An 18,027-nucleotide genomic window follows, 5' to 3' on the forward strand; every position below is an offset into this window, starting at 1 on the left:
CGTGAATAATCATGTGGGAGTTCCTACGGAAATACAGATGAAAGCACCAATTATTGAGATGAGCCAGGTCTATAAAACCCGGGGTGACCGGAAAATTGGACCGATTAATTTAACGGTTGAACCAGGATATGTGGTCGCTTTGGCTGGACATAACGGATCAGGGAAAAGCACATTGATTCATTTGCTGACTCAGCTTGTTCATCCGGATTCCGGTGAGATTCGTTGGTTCGGTCAAGCATACCCCGACGGCATGCCGGCAGATACACGACAATGGGTTGGGTATATACCGGAGCAGCCGGTTCGCGAGGAGGATCGACTAACTGCAGAAGCAGCAGCAGCTTTTCGAGCATTGTGGTATCCCGGCTGGGATGAAACACGTTTTCAGCGTCTAATGGACCGCTTTCAGGTTCCAGCACATACGAAATTATCGAGTATGTCCAAGGGACAGCGCCGGAAATTCGAACTGGCTGCTGCCTTGGCGCCGCACCCCCGTGTGTTGCTACTGGATGAGCCTTCATCGGGTCTAGACCCTTTTGCCTGGAAGATCATGCTGGAGGAACTGCGGGATTGTATGAAGAACGGTAAAACGACGATCATTATTGCTACCCATATCATGGACGAGATCAAGCGTTTGGCGGATTATATTGTCTTGATGCACGATGGCAGGCTGCTTGGCAAGCTGGAAAAAGACCATCTGCTCGAAAATGGCAAGGAAATGTGGTTTGAAGGTACACCAGAGGAGGCATCGGAGCTTCCGGGAGTTGTAGAGACGGAGAGTGATGGGAATTTACAGCGAATTATAACGCTGGCAGCTGGAGAGACCAGTGCCATATTGGAACAAGCGGGTATTCGCCCCATCCGTGTGCGCCGTCTGGAGCTGGATGATATTTTAGTACATTGGTCTGCGGGACAACTATCGGCGGATACAGAGACATTCATGAAGAAGGAAGGGGTAAAGCAATCATGAGCATGCTGCAATTGGAAAAGGTCGTGAAGCAATATGGGAATCATACGGCGGTAAACGGAATATCCCTGAATGTGAACGGTGGCGAGATTTACGGACTGCTGGGAGGCAATGGAGCAGGCAAAACGACAACGATGCGCATGGTGCTCGGCCTGATTTACCCTGACGGGGGAAGCATTCAATATGAAGGCAAGCCCTACAGCAAGGAGCTTCAGCGGACAATGGGCTATTTGCCCGAGGAGCGTGGACTGTACCCCAAGGTGAAGGTGAGCGAGCAGATTAACTATTTGGGCAGGCTGCGGGGAATGTCGGCCAAGGAGGCAGACAAAAGTCTACGCTACTGGCTAGAGCGCTTTGGAGTGCCGGAATATTACGACAAGCGGATTGAGGAGCTGTCCAAGGGAAATCAGCAAAAAATGGGCTTTATTGCGGCTGTTGTGCATCGCCCGACGCTGCTCATTTTGGATGAGGCCTTCAGTGGGCTGGACCCGGTGAACGTCGAATTGCTCAAGGATACGGTGAAGGAACTACGGGATGAGGGTGCTGCGATTTTATTTTCAACCCACCGTATGGAGCATGTAGAGGAACTGTGCCGACATATTACGATTTTGCACCGCTCGAATACCGTAGTACAGGGAAGTGTGCAAGAGATTAAGGGCCGTTACCCACGTGAAAAAGTTCGCCTCATCACTACAGGTGAAGTGAACGGACTGGAACAGCTGCCGGGCGTACGCCGTGTAGAGCATTTGGATCGTGGCTGGATGCTGCATATTGAGCAGCCGGATGCGGCGAAGTTAATTTTGCAAACAGCGTTAGGGCAAACGGATGTGGAGCATTTTGAGATCAAGGAACCTACGCTCAACGAAATTTTCATAAGAGAGGTGGGGGATTCCCATGAATAGACTGGGTACGGTGATCGGGTTTACGTTTCGTCAGAAGGCGAGGACCAAATCCTTTATCATTACGACACTGGTATTGGCCTTGCTCATTACGCTGGGCATGAATCTGCCGTATTTGATTTCTTTGTTTAAAGGAGAAGGGGCCGGAGGTTCCGACACAACTGCAGCCGCACATCAACGCTTGGGTCTGATTGCCGGGAATCAGACAGAAGTGGCAAATCAGCTGGAGCGATTTACCAAGGAGCAGTCCAACCCGGCAGCCATCTGGGTACGTTATGACAGCGTACAAGCGCCGACAATGCAGCAAGCCTTGAACAACGGAAAGCTGCAAGGTTACGTGCAGTTCACGGAGCCTGCCGCCAAGGGAGACACGTTTCCTAAAGTGGAATACGTCTCTGTAGAAAAAGAGCCATCTCCGGCTGTCATTACATTGGTGCAAACGGGACTTCAGGAAGCAAAGGTCAAGGCTATTATGGGCGACAAGTCGCTGACCAGCGACCAAATACGTGAAATTAGTGCACCTGTATTGGTGGATAGCAGGGAAGTAGACAGTCCGTCTGAGGCAGGGGGAGCTGCGGGGAAAGAGGAAAAAGCGACCTCCATGATTAACTATGGTTTGGTCTATGTATTGATGATTTTATTCTTCACCTCTTCCATGATGACGGGGAATATGATCGCCGCAGAGGTAACATCGGAAAAAAGCTCACGGATCATGGAGATTCTCATCACAAGCGTGTCGCCGTTGACCCAAATGTTTGGGAAGATTATTGGCATCTTCCTGGTAGGTCTGCTGCAAATTGCCGTTTTCGCAGCTGTTATGTGCGCCAACCTCATGCTGCCGCATAATAATGTCATTCTTAGCTCGGTCGGACTGGATTTGTCTCAACTGAATATTGCGGTGCTCGGCTATGGTCTGATATTTTACATTCTCGGCTACTTTCTGTACGCGGTATTGTTCGCCGCGGTGGGCTCCATTGTTAGCCGTACCGAAGAGTTGGGGCAGGCAATCATGCCGATTACCGTGCTGTCACTCGCAGCCTTTTACATCGGGATCTTCAATATTGCCGCACCTGATACGATTTTCATTAAGGTGGCCGGATACATTCCGTTCTTTTCTCCGACCGTCATGCTGCTACGCATCGGGCTGGAACGGGCGAGTCTGCTGGAAATTTGGCTGTCACTAGCCATTCTAGTTGCTTCCATCCTATTATTTGGCTGGCTGGCCGCCAAGATCTACCGTACGGGTGTCTTAATGTATGGCAAACGACCTTCGTTCAAAGAGCTAAGAAAAGCGATGAAGGCTTACAAGATTTAATAAATGTAGGAGAACATTGTGAGTAACCATTATAGTTGAGACAAATGTATTAATAAATGAGATTTTTTCAATATATAGTTGAGACAAAGTGAGAGCCTTGATTCATCAGAAGTACCGATGGATCAAGGCTTTTCTGCTTTATATGGTGATGATTAATAATTTGGAGGAACGAAATTGTAAAGGAGGAAATTAGTGGTGTTTCTAAACAGAAGCATCAATTGGGTGAACTTCTTTCCAAGATAGCTGCCGATGATACCTTAGTTGTGGACTGGAATGGAAGGTCTTGGTCGAAATACTGACAGTTGCTGCAGCTGGTTGAACAACTTCGTGAAAGAAACATACATTTTATTATCTTAAACTTAGGAATTGATACAAGAACACCTACTGGTAAATTCTTTTTAACTGTTATGGCAGTATTCAGTGAGCTAGATCGAGAAATGATTAAATAAAAGCAACGTTCGGGGATAAAATTGGCTAAGCAAAAGGGCAAATATCGAGGAAAGGTAAAAAAAATACAGATAAACACCCAGGAATGAACCATGCAATTGAATTACGAAAAGCAACAGATAAAACTGTAAAGGAAATTTGTACTATTACAGGGGTTAGTCAGGCAGCGTTTTATCGCAAGCTAAAGGAAATAGAGGAAAAAGGGGTATAATAACTGGGGATTATTTTATATGTGGCCTCTCAATCCCCGAATCGTTTCCGTACCCCTCTTAGGAACTAACTACAGGTATTGAACGAATATATTTCATATCCGGTTATCTCCTTACCATTGTTAAATTTTATTTTACTATCCAAAGGAATAATATAAATGGGTATGTTGGATAGCTGATTAACTAACCAGCCAATGACCGATCTGTCTGAAAAAACCTTCAGTTTCACTCAGTACTAGTTTCCTTTTGCTGTATTAATATTGTTTGACATGAATCCTTTTGTAATCACAGTCGCTAATAAAAGAATAAAACAAATATTTATATTAAATATAATAACTAATTTACTAAATAATGCTACACCAATACTCATACCGATAAAATTGCATAAATTATAAACACCAATACTTATTTTCTTGGATTCTTTCAGTTCCAAATCTAATAAATTATTTAAAGCAACTTGTACAACAGAAAAGGCAATGAAGCAACAAACACTTGTTAAAATGTATACTATGCCTATTTTTGAGTTAAAAATACTAATTAAATAACCTATGAAAAAAATATATAATCCTATTCTATAGAATTTTTTCACATTTTTAGTAGTCAAATTCTTCCCAATCCCTATACTTACAAAACCTCCTATTAAAGCACTTATAAAAAATAGGATTCCAGACTGTATGGGATTAAAAGTATAAGAAAAAATATAAGAGAGAAGAAAAACATTTGCTCCTAGCAAAAAAAATAACAAAAAACTAAGACTAGTTATTCTAACAAAAATTGTATTATTGAGTATTTTTTTATCAATAATTGGGTAAGAAACGGTATTGATATGGCGAATAAATAATAGGGGAAATAAACTACAAAAAACAATAAAAAGAAAATTAATGTTCAAGGCACATAATAAAAAGAGAATACATAATAATAAATAAAACGTCCCTAACCAATCAAATGGAGTCTTATTTTCTACCTTATTTTCTGGAAAAGTAAAATATAAAATTGGTATAAAAATTATTGCACAACTCATAAATAAAAATAACATGTGCCAATCCGTTATGGATAGAATAATACCACTCAGTAAAGGTCCTAAACCTGATCCTAAAGCCATAGCAAAGCTTATAAAAGCAAGGCCTATCGGTAATAATGCTCGATCGAGTACATCTATAATTGCAACCATTGTCAGTGAGATAAAGGCTGCCCCTCCGACTCCTTGTGCAATTCTACATAATACAAGTAGATAAAAATGATCCATAAAAAAGCCGAAAATAGAGAAGAAAACAAAGATAACTAAAGCAAAAAGATATAGTTTTTTTAATTGAATGCTTTCAGCAAGCTTACTGTATACTATTGAACCTACTGTGACCATAATTGAATACCCTAGGATAAACCAGCTGCTAAAAGATATAGAAATATTTAAGTCTTTAGCAATGGGTACAAGAGCTAAATTAAAAAAGAAACTATTCATTACTCCGAGTAATACAGTGCTTAGTAAACAAAACAATATAATCTTATTCTTCAAAGACAAACCCTCCGTTTAACTATTCCATAAAAATAAGACCTTCTTTCTTTTTGTTATAGTTCTAATAAAAATATAATTGAATTGCGGTCCGGATAATCATATTTAATTGGCAAATCCTCTTTATCAATCTCTTTAAATCCAACCTTTTTATAGAAACCGTGTGACCTAGTGGCTTTAGATGGGGTATCTAAAATTATCTTAGAAAAACCTTGTTTCTTAGCAAAATCAAGCAGAGCTTCATAAAGCTTTTTGCCTGTCCCAAATTCTTTGCCACGGTAGTCTTTATAAACAAAAAATTTCTTTAATACAGCAACCTCCTTATTTTTCTTTTGCAAACCAATTGAACCTACGACCTCTCCGTTATCATTTAACGCTATCCAAAAATTACCGCCATCATTTATATAATTTGAATGAATGTCCAGAATGTCTGGTTGTTCTTTAACACTAATACCCACTTCATATTCGACATTCTGTACATGCAATATTAATTTAATGACTTCTTCTTTATAACTATCATCGTAAACCGTAATCATTTATGAACTCCTCCAACCGTGTTTATTAAAAGAATGCTATTATATATACCTTTTATTAAGATTTCGCTGCTTTTGTTGCTCCCCAAAGTGCACCTGGAGTTGCTATCGCTCTTGCATCAGGGAAACGATCTAAAAGCATCTTTATACCAAAGAAATGATCACCATGACCATGAGTGATAAAGATTGTGGTTAGGTTTTTACCACTTTTGACAACCCAATCTACCAATGTACATCCCAGTTTAGGAGAGTTTTTTGGTTTTAACTTCCGTCATGTCCTTTCTCCTCCCAGCGGTGTAAATACCTTAATTAAAAGGTACGTCCAGAATCGTTTTCACATAATATCCTTCTGTTTTCAATTTTCCTTAAGATTAACCCGAAACTAATTATTAGTAAAATTGAAATTCGAGAAGTTATCCATTGATTTTTTTGATACTATTAAAGTGAGATTACATTGAAAGTTGGTGAAGTGGTGGAAATACGTCATTTTATTACGTTTAAAAAAGTTATTCAATTTGGTAGCTTTACACAAGCAGCAGAACATTTAGGTTACACTCAATCCACGGTGACTTCTCATATTCAAGCACTTGAAGAACATTTGGGTGCACCTCTATTTGATCGAATGGGTCGAAAGGTAAGATTGACTGATATAGGCAAGAAATTATTGCACTATACTCAAGAAATTTTGGATACTTACGGGAAAATCGAAAGCATTGTAAATGATGGTGATGAAATAAGAGGCGAGTTAAGGATTGCTGCTCCTGAATCTTTAACGGTTTATCGACTTGAACCTATATTAAGAGAATATAGAAATAAGTTTCCCTATGTAAGCATCATTTTAAGTAACGCTACTTGCGGAGATAACAAGAGAGCAATACTTAATGGTAGTGCAGATATTGCATTTCTTATGATGCCAACGTTTCAGGATTCAGATTTAATCGTACATTCTTTATTGGACGAGCCTATTGTCCTTGTTGGAAGTCATGACAATCCGCTGAATGTTTTAGATCAAAGCTATGAAAACCAAAAGTTAAACGAGTGTTTGATCACGAATGAGAAAGAATGCAGTTATCGAACCATGTTTGAAGAATACCTTCGAGAAAGAGGGATCGTACTTTCCAACACGATGGAACTTTGGAGTATTGAGGCGATAAAACGTTGCGTAATGAGTGGGCTGGGTATTGCTTGTTTACCATTAATAACTGTAAATAATGAAATCAAGGGTGGAAGGTTAAAGATTATTCCTTGCGAAGGTGATCTTAAACAGATCTCAGCCCAAGTTGTTTATCATAAAAATAAGTGGATTTCCCCCGCTCTATCAAAGTTTATCGATATTACATTGAAACACACAAGAGACTGGTCAATGTGAGGAAATTATTTGTTAAGGCAACCGGAAGCCTTAGTTACATTTTCTCCTCCATAATAGCAGCTTAAAGCATGAAAAATAGGCAAATGATTCAGACTCAAGCGACCCTCATTTAACTATAGCTAAACCATAAACGGTTTTTCTTGAAACGGGCGCTGTAATGTAGTGACAAAAAAGTCTTATTTCCCATCATTTGTTGAAAAATTAGGATTTTAATAATAGGATTTCCTTAACGTTGTAATTCCGCATTTTCCTGACGCTACCCCCTAAAGAAATAGTTGAAAAGGTAAAGAGGGGCACACATATTGATAAAAAATGAATTAAATTCAGTATTTTAATTATATTATTAGTACTATTTTTTTTTATAAATGTATTACAAATAGTGGATTAAAGCACACAACTTTATTGTATACCGCACAGGGGGGTAATAATTGTAGTTGACTCGCTAGTACACAACTTTATTGTTCGAAGAAAGTGGTGTCATATTAAATAAGAAAATTTTTAGATTAAACGAGAAAATTATCATAATTGATGTTCGAAGAAAATAAAGTTGTAGACTGGAGTTGCTGATTTTACGCGATTATCCATTTCAAAGGTCGTCAGCTTTTGAGAAATATGTTTTTCGACTGATCCGACAAATGCAACAGCGGCAGATAAGGAAGCGAAAATAAAATCCTAGACTGGCCGCTGTTGTGGTCAACATTCAACATTGTGTCCCGTTAGCCAAATAACACTGCAGTTTGTAAGAGAGCGTCCAGCCGCTCTGGTTCTATGTTCTGCAGCGACGCCCCAATCTCATGCATGTGGCGCCTTGCTTCCTCCAGCTTGGCGACAAGCTGCTTCTTGCTCTCTGGCTGAGGAGGCGTATATTGCAGGTCGGGGTAGTACAAGCGAAGCTGTCACAGCCCGTAAAGTAAACCAGTGAAAAGTTCCGGTTTTTGTTGGTATCATAACCATAGTTCTGCTGTGCACTCGTTATTCTGGTTCAACGTAGTTTCCAAGGCGCAAACTGAATTACTTTTATCATATGAGAGGGCTCAAGAAAAAAGATTATTCGTAGTTTATATCTTTAATGCTTTATTTTCCAGTGAATCAGGATTATTAACAATTTTAGTGCGAGGTAATGACCCGTCTGTACTTCTGAAAAAACTGTTAGCGAGGGTGCGCCTTCAGTGATTCCGACTTGGATCAGTTCTGGTTACCTGACTTGCGGAAACAGAATCTTTTTCAACACAACATAGGTGCTCGTTTTGCTTAATGTTGTGTTATGGCGACTTTTGTTGTTATCAAAAAATCCCTTTGGCCACAAGCAAATGAATTTCGTCACTTTGTAGTTCAAGGGGACAGCGTATGGTTCGTCTAGTTTATCTATTCATTCGATTGGCAACCCTCTATATCTCCAAAGCGTAGGCAAGCGCTTGAGCTTGGGTCATCTCTTTTCCTTTGTTCCACCATCTATACCATTCCTGTTCCTGCAAACCCTGCTGAATGGCGCTTACACTCTTCCGATGTTCGTCAGGAAAATTAGGTATGCTACCCTCATCATAGGCTTGACGACCTTTCTCGGCTGCCCCAAGAAGGATCGCTGCTTCGGTCAGCGCTCCCTGAGCGCATAAGGTAATCCCTAACCCCTCAATTCCTCGGGAGAGAACCCAGGACCCACGATATATTTGGCTTGCGGCAATGCATTTCTTGAAATATTCGATTGATTGATCCAGCTTCCCGAGTTTCAAAGCGGTATACCCAAGACATTCATAGGGACCGGACACTTCCCACTGATCCTGTACCGTTTCAAAGAGATGTACACTTTCTCTCAGCAATACGGAAGCATCATTGTATCGGTGCTGTTCCAGCCGTATTTTGCCGTATGCATGCAGAGAAGAGGCAAGATTCCATGAGTCATGAGCGCTTCTCGCCAAGTCTGCACTCTGCTGTACTACCGTTTCCGCTTCCTCGATACAATTCTGCTTAATGTGGAGAAAAGCAAGCAAACGCAGGGATGAGGCTAACAGGGAAATCTCTTGTTGTTCACGGGCAATTTCCACACTTCGTGTCGCTGCTTCCATAGCTGTTTTTGTATGGCCCTGTATAAATTGAATAATACCCAATCCATGCCACGCTTTGGCTGAATCCGTACGAAAGACATAGCTTTCCTCTTCTGCGTACAGAAATCTCTCCAGCCAGAACAACCCATCTTTCAACCTGCCTTCGTGAAGCCAGAACCAATACAGATGTGCCGCCATATGAAGACCACTAGGACGGGCCTGAACACTTGAATAAGACCATTGAAGTGCAGAACGCAAATTGGCATATTCCCGTCTCACCGCCTCAATGCACGACTCACGTTCAATGCTCCTAAATTTGGATTCAGCCTGTAACAGGTACTTCATGTAGTACCTCACATGACGCTCATAGAGAGCATCTCGCTTGCGATCATCGGATTCTTCACGGAACTTGTCACTCGCATATTCCTTGATAGCCTCCAGCAGAAAATAGCGAATGGAGCCATAGTGCGAGCTGATTTGGGTGGAGACTAGAGACTTGTTAACTAGGCTCGACAAGAGAACAACCACGTCTACAACAGTTATGCGGTCTTCCCGATCGGGTATGCCTGGTTCACAGATGCAGATTCCTTCCACCGCCTCCAGTGTGAAACCTCCTTCGAATACACTAAGCCGTCTTAATAAAAGACGTTCCCTGCCCGTAAGTAGATTATAGCTCCAGTCAATTGTTGAACGTAACGTTTGGTGCCGGGGCGTGGCTGTTCGTTTGCCCGCGGTCAGCAGGGTCAGCTGATTCGTCAGACGTTCTTCAATCTGTTCCAGGGTCAGCATATTCATTCGTGCCACAGCAAGCTCAATCGCTAACGGGATGCCCCCAATTTTCTTGCATATCGAAGCAATCCGTTTCAGATGGGGAATGGAGACCGCGAAATGGGGAGCCCGAATGCTGGCTCGTTCCAGGAACAGTTGTACGGATTCATAGTTCATCAATTCCGTTTCGGAAAGTTCATCCAATGTGACTTCATCCACGGGAAAAGAAAGCGGAGGGATTCGGTAAACATACTCTTCTGCAATGTTAAGTGGCTCTCGACTGGTCGCCAAAATGGATAACTCTGGTGCCTCTGCCAGAAGAGACTCGGCCACCGTGGCGATGACATCAATGAGATGCTCACAATTATCGAAAATAAATAGCATATTACGGTTGATTGCCGTTTCCAGTACAACTTGTACATCGGGCTGGCTCCCTTGGTTTGACAGCCCCAGCGTGGATAAAAGAAACGGACCCACGTCATGCGCTTCACTGATTGCACCAAATTCAAACATCCAGATGCCTTGCGGAAAACGTTCCGTAAGCGTCGAAGCCAGTTCGACAGCAAGGGACGTTTTGCCGATTCCACCAGATCCAATGATGGAAACTAGCGAGTGGTGAGTTAACTGCTCCGCCAAGGCATCTCTGGATTGATGTCGTCCAACAAAGGTGGATGGCATCTTCCGTAATCGAGCTGGTGCCGTGACCGCGGTACCTCGCTTTTCTTTGCCTGTCTCCGGCTGTATAGCTTTGGTTGTCATCAGCGTATCAAACCAGGCCTTATCAAAATCCTCAAACTCGCGTCTCGTGGCTGAACGCGCTTCCGATAAACGCTTTACAGCCATCCAAAGCTGTTCAGCTTCCTGGCGAGGATCTCCCTTCAGAAACAACCCTTCTTCCCAAAAAACCTGAATAATCTGCTTGAGGTTTCCGATGCTGGGTAGACGATCTCCACTTTCCCATTGCTGTACCGTCCTTGGATCAACACCAACCCGCTTCGCCAGATCCACTTGCCGCATCTTTTTTGACGTCTCTCGTCTGGAAGGTCTCGTACGAATTTTTTTGATCCATTCATGGGGCCAATCTTTTGCGTATTTACTGTCATCCATTCAATCACCTGAATTTCATAGTTTGAGCAACTTGAACACACGAACAAACACGAACTTATGTACATTCGTGCTCTGGATTGTAGCAGATAAAATAATCCATATCAACATAAACAAAACAAGGAGGTAACACTGATGCCTTTAACTCGCATTGTTACACTGAAGGGTCGTCCGAGTAAAGAGAAAACGCAGATCAGGGAAGTTGTCTTGCAAACTGTCGTGGATAAACTGCATGTACCTGCAAACGATCGGTTTTTGATTATTGAAGAACTGGATCGCGAAAATTTGAGTTTTGATCCAACGTGTCTCGACATTGAAAGAAGTGATGGATTTCTTATCATTCAAATCACTTTGAACATCGGTCGTTCTGATGAAGTGAAAAAAGATTTTTACGCGGCACTTGCCGAGCAGTTACATCAAAAGATTGGTATTCGTAAAGAGGATGTATTCATCAATCTTATTGAGGTTACGAAAGAAAACTGGTCGTATGGCAATGGTCTTGGTCCATTCATAGCCTAACTCATTACCCATTATAAATTTCGTTTATAAAAGAAAGGAAGTCATAACCATGTCAACATTATTATATATTACTGCTCACCCTGGTAACCCGGAAGCATCCTACAGCCTTGCTGCCGGCGAACAATTTGTACAAGCTTATCGCGAAAGCCACCCACAGGATGAGGTTATTCATGTGGATCTGTATCGACGCAACATTCCGTACATTGATGCTGACGTATTGGAAGCGTGGGGCAAGCTGCAAACGGGCGGTACGTTCAATCAACTGACAGTGGAACAGCAGCAAAAAGTAACTCAGTTAAATGAACTCCTGGAGGAGTTCGTGACCGCAGACAAATATGTGTTCGTGACACCGATGTGGAATTTCTCATATCCTCCGGTGATGAAAGCATACATTGATTCCTTCTGTGTCAGAGCTAAAACATTCAAATACACCGAAAACGGCCCGGTCGGTCTGCTCAAAAACAAAAAAGCGTTCCACATCCAAGCTAGTGGCGGCGTGTACTCCGCAGGTCCTGTCGCTGATCGGGAGAACGGCAGCCGTCACCTGAAAACCGTACTGAATTTTGTGGGAATTACTGACGTGGATCATCTATACATCGAGGGTATATCTTCAGCAGGAGAGCGTGCGCCTCAGATCAAAGCCGAAGCCATTGGACAAGCACGTACAGCAGCGCAAAACTTCTAAGCAATGATGAAGCATGTATCGTAAAACATATATCGTGTGACTTAATTCTTTTCGCTTCTCATCCTGCCCATCAAACGTTCGCCGGTCCATTGTAACCGTTATGATGGGCATTCGCATATACGCTAATTCCGCTCAAAGGAACGTGAAACCATTGCTATCATTTTGGGTGCCCTGGCGGCGCTTGCGCCAATTTCGCTGGATATGTATTTACCTGCTTTGCCATCGCTCGCCAATGATTTGGCGGCTACGCCTTCATTTGCGCAGCTCAGTCTTACAGCCTGTATGATCGGACTTTCCCTAGGACAACTTGTCGCCGGACCTCTAAGCGATATGCATGGTCGCCGCACACCGCTACTTATCGGATTACTGCTGTATATTAACGTATCCGTGTGGTGTGCGTTTAGCAGAACGATCAGTTCGTTTATCGCACTGCGCTTTGTACAAGGATCGGCAGGCAGTTTTGGCGTTGTCATCTCGCGTGCCATAGCAAGAGATCTGTTTAACAGGCCAGATTTGACACGCTTTTTCTCACTCTTGATGCTGGTCAACGGGACAGGTCCGATTTTTGCGCCGATTGCTGGCGCGGACAACTTATGCGCGTAACCTCCTGGCAAGGTCTCTTTGTGGCGCTAAGCCTGATCGCAGTGGTACTGTTCGTTGCTGTGCTCACCCGTCTGAAAGAGACATTGCGAGACGAAGACAGAGTCACTGGCGGCTGGAGCTGACACAATCCACGTTTTGCAGTCTGACCCAAGACCGGACATTCATGGGATATGTACTATCCCAAGGTTTTGTGTTGGCCGTCATGTTTGCATACATCTCCGGCTCACGTTTGTCATTCAAAATCTGTTCGGTACGTCTCCGCAGCTATATAGCATACTGTTTGCCCTGACGGACTGGGACTATCATTCCAGGTCAGATTACAGGGCGACTGTCAGTGAGCATTAGCGGGCAAACTCTGTTTATAACTGAAATTACGCTGGCAACTCTGAGTGGTTTAATCTTATTCATTGTGCTGATCAGTAGTGGTGGGAGACTGTATGCCGTTTGCACCCCACTATTTTTCACCGTTTCTAGCGTCGGTATCGTAACCACAACCGGTTTCTCCCTTGCGATGCAAAACTATGTACAAGCGGCACCTTTGACCAGCCTCGGTGGGGGTAATTCGGCCATACCCATGGGCCTAATTATTGTGTTATCCAACATGGTTGCGTTTTATATGATCTTCACCCGCAGAAAACCCGGCAACAATCAATGAATTCAAGGAGGAAACATAATGAAGGTGACCTATCATGGACATTCTGTTGTAAAAATTGAGACCCTCGGGAAAATCATTCTGATCGATCCGTTTATTACAGGGAACGCCAATACGGACCTGGATGCATCCACGGTAAAGACGGATGTGATTCTGTTAACCCATGGGCACGGCGATCATGTGGGAGATACCGTAGAGATTGCCAAACGTAACAACGCGCTGGTTATTGCTTCGGCAGAACTGGCGGACCTGCTCGGATGGGAAGGCGTACGTACACATGCAATGAGCATTGGCGGAGCGTATACATTTGACTTTGGGAAAGTAAAATTGACACAAGCTTTTCATAGTTCAAGTCATGTATACAAAGAAACAAAAACAATTATCTATACGGGGATGCCCACGGGAATACTGTTTTCCGCCGAAGGCAAAACGCTGTTTCATGCCGGGGACACAGGCCTGTTTTACGATATGAAGGTGATTGGAGAACGCAATGCAATTGACCTGGCTTTTCTCCCCATCGGGGACAATCACACTATGGGTCCAGAAGACGCCGCAGTGGCTACAGAATGGCTTCAGGCAAAACAGGTTGTACCAATCCATTTCAACACGTTTCCGTTCATTAAGCAGGACCCCCATTTCTTTGTTTCGTTACTGCCGACCGGGGTAGGGGTAGTTCTTGAAACTGGTGAGGGAATTGAACTTTAAACGCTGATCATTTTGACTTTAGCACGATAAATCGGCCGAAAACAAGATAAACAACGAAGTCCATCTTATACGATTGTCAAGAGTTATTTTGAATAGCCCAGTAAGGTAGGGGGTTGAATCATAGAGAACATATTATAATAGAAAGGGGGACTCACGGGAATAAGGAAGGACGGCCGAACCGTCCTTAGTATATTTCATTGTTTCTTTTATAGTTTGCGAATTTTCTATTCCAAACCACACACAGAAGGATTCTAGTGAGTGTCATATTTATTAGGGAAATTTTCAGACTAAATGAGAAAAATCATCATAATTGACAAAGAAGAAGTTATAAAAATAATATTAGTTGTATAAATACTCATTTTTAGAGATGCGGATAATCTCATGAAATATGAAAATTAGGGTAGGTCGAATAAATTAGAGTCAATGAGTTCTCATTAATTATGAGAATGATCCTCAAATAATGCATGTATTCGCTGTTGTTTTCTCACTAATTATGACACCACACATTGTGAGTAACCATTATAGTTGAGACAAATGTATTAATAAATGAGATTTTTTCAATATATGTTTGAGACAAAGTGAGAGCCTTGATTCATCAGAAGTACCGATGGATCAAGGCTTTTCTGCTTTATATGGTGATGATTAATAATTGGTGATGTTTTGAGAGGAGAAGTTAGACTTATCATTAAATAAATCAATAAAGCTTATGACTGAGACAAGATTCCTTTAACAAACAATGAGACACTGTGCTTGTAGAACTCTTCCTCGGTGACGAGTTGGGACTGATATTGCCGGTGAATCAGCTCGCTCATCTGAAATCCGTAGCACATCGAGAGGAAAGTCATGGCGGCAAGACGCTCATCCTGTCTGGCTATAACTTTTTTCTTCTGCAGGCGTTCAAAATATTCAACTAGCAAGGAGTGCAGCTTCACCGGCGGATCGGCCAGCACTCTGTCCAATTCGGGAAGCATTCCTTTGTCACGGATGCCAATCAAAATGATGTCCGCATTTTTATGGAAAAACAAGCGGTACTGCTGACTTACATTCAGCAGATCTACTTCCGGATTATCGGTCGCATCCTCTTTTAACAGCTTCTCAAATTGCGGGATATCCGAATGTCTTTCAATAATGGCTTCCAATATGCCTTGCTTGCTTCCAAATTGCCGGAAAATCGTAGATTCATTGACTTTAGCTTCCGTTGCAATGGCTTTGGTGCTTACTCCCCGATAGCCCTTCTTTTTGATGAGCCGTGTCGCGGCTTCAATGATTCTGTCTGAAGTTTGCATTGCATTTCTCCTTTTACATATGTTAAACCTATTCTACTACAAGATTTTGCATATGCAGCAGGGTCGGGGTTCATCATTTTCATAAACGTTTATTTAAGGCAAATCGCTTCTTTTTTCCCAGCGGCTTGGTTCAGTAATCTTGACATGATCAGGCACCAATTGCGTGAGCGAGCCTAATTTATCAAATGTAATCTGGATTCGGTCAGAGGGCAACAGCCATTGTTCGGTCTCGATTGCGCAACAATCCGGTATCGTCCCCATTCCTATAATCGTGCCTGGGAGCGGCGTGAAAACTTTGAGAATCTCCTCCATCACTTTTGCAGGGTGTACAGAATACTCGGATGTGCTTCCCTTCCAATGCAGTCTCTCCCCGATCCGTACATCCACATCCAGTGCCAGCGGGTTGCCGATTTCATCCGGCGTAGCCAGAAATGGTCCAATTCCTTTGCTGCGGGCAAAATCTTTGCAGCGCGTCGGTCCAGTCAGCGCCAGGAAATCAGGCCACTGCACATCGCGAACAGTACTGTCGTTAAAAATAACATAACCTGCAATGCAGTTCCCCTTCCCTGTAACAAAGGCCAGCTCCGGCTCGATATCCAGGTAGGAAGAGTACGAAGGCCAATGTATCGTATCCCCATCGCCAATTAATGCGTTATGGTTACACTTGTAATAACTGAAAATTACTTTATTCGGATCTCGCTGGAATTTTTCAGCAATTTTTCGTTTAAGTTCTTCTCTTTCCGGTCCTGTGTATTCTCTTTGCAGCAGATTTACGCCAGCATTTCTCAGATGTCTTGGCGTCAGCCCGAAATCGATAAGCGCAGCCGGATGTGGAACCGGCGGCAGCAATTTTACCGCTGCAATCGGGCAGACTTCATTTTCATTGAATTGATGCGATAGTTCGACAGCATATTGCATCAATTCCTTAGCGGCATCATAACTTGCCGGCAAATAATGAAGATAGCTGTCCATACTTTCAAGACTGTCAACGAATGTTCCCTGCTTTTTCATGATTGCGGCAAAAGACACGACAAATTTCTCGTTAATTACAAGCCCAAATAAAGGTTCCTGAGATGTCTTGGTTTGAAAGGTTACTAGCTTCATGTTGCAGCGCCACCATCCATGTTGTTTGATGTTGTTCTATTACTATCATATTGCATAACATAAATGCATGCAAGTGCTTGCTTGCATTTATGTTTTCGATTCTCTATATTAAAGACATAATCAGTGTGCTTTACCCCAAAAACATATACGCAAAGGAGAATTTCCATGAAGTATGGACGTATTATCCAAAAACCTCGCGTTAAATTTTTTGAAGTCGCAAATGGCGTCTTTGCCGGTATTTCGCCGTATCGCGGCATCAGTTGGGCCAATGCCGGGTTCATCAACAAGGGCGGAGGGCTGGTGTATGACACGTTCTTCGATTTGTTCCATGCGCGGGAAATGCGGGAGGCTTTTAAGGAAGTAAGCAACGGCGGCTCTCCCGCATATGTGGTGAATTCGCACTATAACAGTGACCATGCCTGGGGAAACAAAGTGTTTGAAGATGCTTGCATTATTATGCACAAGGAAGCGTCCAGAGAGCGTCTCACCGAAAATATCGCCTGGATGGATAACGTCATCAGAAGAGGAAAGAATTCTCCGGAATCGACTTCGGGCGAGCGGTTTTTTGCAGCGGAATTTGAAGGATTCGACCTGGAAGGCGTAGAATGGGTGCTCCCGAATATTGAGATAAAGGACGATATCAACATCCGTCTTGGCGATATGGAAATTATGATTTACAACGTAGCTCCGGCCCACTCTGACAGTGACTTGCTGCTGTGGATGCCAAAAGAAAAGGTGCTGTTCGCCGGCGATGTCGTGTTTAACGGTTGTACGGCATACAGCGAAGAGGGAACCCTCAATTGGGTTAAAGTGCTTGATCGCATTATTGATGAAATTAAACCCGAAATCGTTGTTCCAGGACATGGCGCCATCTGCGGCCTGGACTTCGTGAAGGAGCAAAGAGACTACCTCCTGAACCTGATTAGCGAGTTTAACAAGCATTACAATGACGAAATTGATACCTTGTCCCTGACCAAGCAAATTGATATTTCCCGCTTCCTTCATTGGATTCAGCCAGAACGGTTGTATGTTACAGTGGATATCCTATTGAAAAGCAAACGAGGGTTACCACCCCTTCCAATTTGGAACGAGGTGCCTTCTAAGCTGGAAGACATGAAGGCTTTTTTGGCCGGAAAATATGGCGATCAGATCAAGCCATGGGACCCTATGAGTGTTTGGCAAGAATAGCAAGTTGAAGTTAGCGTACGAAAAACAAAAAACGGTCTTGTCGCAAACGATGCGAACAGCGGCCGTTTTTTTTATTGTTCCACGGAATTAAAATCGGCGTTTAGAACCGATTATAAAGAAATGGA

At 43.0% G+C, this 18,027-nt stretch carries 14 protein-coding genes and 2 pseudogenes; 10 read left to right on the forward strand and 6 right to left on the reverse strand.

All coding sequences use genetic code 11. The features are described 5' to 3' along the window. The first annotated feature begins 1 nt into the window (after nucleotide 1). The 4 genes and pseudogenes from ACH59B_RS03200 to ACH59B_RS03215 all read left to right on the forward strand — a co-directional run. Nucleotides 2-967 (forward strand): ABC transporter ATP-binding protein, encoded by a 966-nt coding sequence (locus ACH59B_RS03200; RefSeq protein WP_174821134.1) that lies wholly within the window; start codon nucleotides 2-4, stop codon nucleotides 965-967. Further along, nucleotides 964-1,866, forward strand: coding sequence for an ABC transporter ATP-binding protein (locus ACH59B_RS03205; protein WP_044787039.1), 903 nt, complete (start codon nucleotides 964-966; stop codon nucleotides 1,864-1,866). The genes ACH59B_RS03200 and ACH59B_RS03205 overlap by 4 nt, the downstream gene beginning before the upstream one ends. Next, the gene (locus tag ACH59B_RS03210) at nucleotides 1,859-3,178 is read left to right on the forward strand and encodes an ABC transporter permease (RefSeq protein WP_174821135.1); all 1,320 of its coding nucleotides are present in this window, start codon (nucleotides 1,859-1,861) and stop codon (nucleotides 3,176-3,178) included. The genes ACH59B_RS03205 and ACH59B_RS03210 overlap by 8 nt, the downstream gene beginning before the upstream one ends. 167 nt (nucleotides 3,179-3,345) lie before the next feature. Continuing rightward, nucleotides 3,346-3,836: pseudogene (locus ACH59B_RS03215) on the forward strand (recombinase family protein); the annotation flags it as partial. A 233-nt stretch (nucleotides 3,837-4,069) separates the two neighbouring features. Here ACH59B_RS03215 and ACH59B_RS03220 read toward each other — a convergent pair. Genes ACH59B_RS03220 through ACH59B_RS03230 form a run of 3 tightly spaced genes read right to left on the reverse strand, consistent with a single transcriptional unit; the run spans nucleotide 4,070 to nucleotide 6,106 of the window. Beyond that, complete coding sequence (locus tag ACH59B_RS03220; RefSeq protein ID WP_404303304.1) at nucleotides 4,070-5,347, reverse strand: MFS transporter; 1,278 nt, start codon at nucleotides 5,345-5,347, stop codon at nucleotides 4,070-4,072. Nucleotides 5,348-5,400: 53 nt separating this feature from the next. Beyond that, on the reverse strand, nucleotides 5,401-5,880 hold the full coding sequence (locus tag ACH59B_RS03225) for a GNAT family N-acetyltransferase (RefSeq protein ID WP_031462800.1): 480 nt from the start codon (nucleotides 5,878-5,880) through the stop codon (nucleotides 5,401-5,403). A gap of 55 nt (nucleotides 5,881-5,935) precedes the next feature. Further along, the gene (locus ACH59B_RS03230; protein WP_200879849.1) at nucleotides 5,936-6,106 is read right to left on the reverse strand and encodes an MBL fold metallo-hydrolase; all 171 of its coding nucleotides are present in this window, start codon (nucleotides 6,104-6,106) and stop codon (nucleotides 5,936-5,938) included. A gap of 225 nt (nucleotides 6,107-6,331) precedes the next feature. On the opposite strand from ACH59B_RS03230, the gene ACH59B_RS03235 reads away from it, so the two are divergent. Further along, nucleotides 6,332-7,246, forward strand: coding sequence for a LysR family transcriptional regulator (locus tag ACH59B_RS03235; RefSeq protein WP_235209074.1), 915 nt, complete (start codon nucleotides 6,332-6,334; stop codon nucleotides 7,244-7,246). A 1,388-nt stretch (nucleotides 7,247-8,634) separates the two neighbouring features. On the opposite strand, the gene ACH59B_RS03240 is transcribed toward ACH59B_RS03235, so the two are convergent. Then, nucleotides 8,635-11,163, reverse strand: coding sequence for a helix-turn-helix domain-containing protein (locus tag ACH59B_RS03240; RefSeq protein WP_031462802.1), 2,529 nt, complete (start codon nucleotides 11,161-11,163; stop codon nucleotides 8,635-8,637). 132 nt (nucleotides 11,164-11,295) lie between these two features. On the opposite strand from ACH59B_RS03240, the gene ACH59B_RS03245 reads away from it, so the two are divergent. From ACH59B_RS03245 to ACH59B_RS03260, 4 genes and pseudogenes are all read left to right on the forward strand, one after another. After that, nucleotides 11,296-11,679, forward strand: coding sequence for a tautomerase family protein (locus ACH59B_RS03245; RefSeq protein ID WP_031462803.1), 384 nt, complete (start codon nucleotides 11,296-11,298; stop codon nucleotides 11,677-11,679). Nucleotides 11,680-11,728: 49 nt separating this feature from the next. Then, nucleotides 11,729-12,364, forward strand: a complete 636-nt coding sequence (locus tag ACH59B_RS03250) for an FMN-dependent NADH-azoreductase (protein ID WP_023986849.1) — start codon at nucleotides 11,729-11,731, stop codon at nucleotides 12,362-12,364. 150 nt (nucleotides 12,365-12,514) lie between these two features. After that, nucleotides 12,515-13,622 (forward strand): annotated as a pseudogene (locus ACH59B_RS03255) (multidrug effflux MFS transporter). Between the two features lie 18 nt (nucleotides 13,623-13,640). Beyond that, nucleotides 13,641-14,324 (forward strand): metal-dependent hydrolase, encoded by a 684-nt coding sequence (locus tag ACH59B_RS03260; RefSeq protein WP_031462804.1) that lies wholly within the window; start codon nucleotides 13,641-13,643, stop codon nucleotides 14,322-14,324. A 704-nt stretch (nucleotides 14,325-15,028) separates the two neighbouring features. On the opposite strand, the gene ACH59B_RS03265 is transcribed toward ACH59B_RS03260, so the two are convergent. Both ACH59B_RS03265 and ACH59B_RS03270 read right to left on the reverse strand, forming a co-directional pair. Next, on the reverse strand, nucleotides 15,029-15,610 hold the full coding sequence (locus ACH59B_RS03265) for a TetR/AcrR family transcriptional regulator (RefSeq protein ID WP_013369248.1): 582 nt from the start codon (nucleotides 15,608-15,610) through the stop codon (nucleotides 15,029-15,031). Between the two features lie 93 nt (nucleotides 15,611-15,703). Beyond that, nucleotides 15,704-16,714, reverse strand: coding sequence for a fumarylacetoacetate hydrolase family protein (locus tag ACH59B_RS03270; protein ID WP_330708272.1), 1,011 nt, complete (start codon nucleotides 16,712-16,714; stop codon nucleotides 15,704-15,706). Nucleotides 16,715-16,879: 165 nt separating this feature from the next. Between ACH59B_RS03270 and ACH59B_RS03275 the strand changes: the two genes are divergently transcribed. Then, complete coding sequence (locus ACH59B_RS03275) at nucleotides 16,880-17,902, forward strand: MBL fold metallo-hydrolase (RefSeq protein ID WP_113050400.1); 1,023 nt, start codon at nucleotides 16,880-16,882, stop codon at nucleotides 17,900-17,902. The last annotated feature ends 125 nt before the right edge of the window (nucleotides 17,903-18,027 follow it).

Origin of the sequence: Paenibacillus sp. DP01, from assembly GCF_044784315.1 — a bacterium.
GTDB lineage: Bacteria > Bacillota > Bacilli > Paenibacillales > Paenibacillaceae > Paenibacillus > Paenibacillus polymyxa.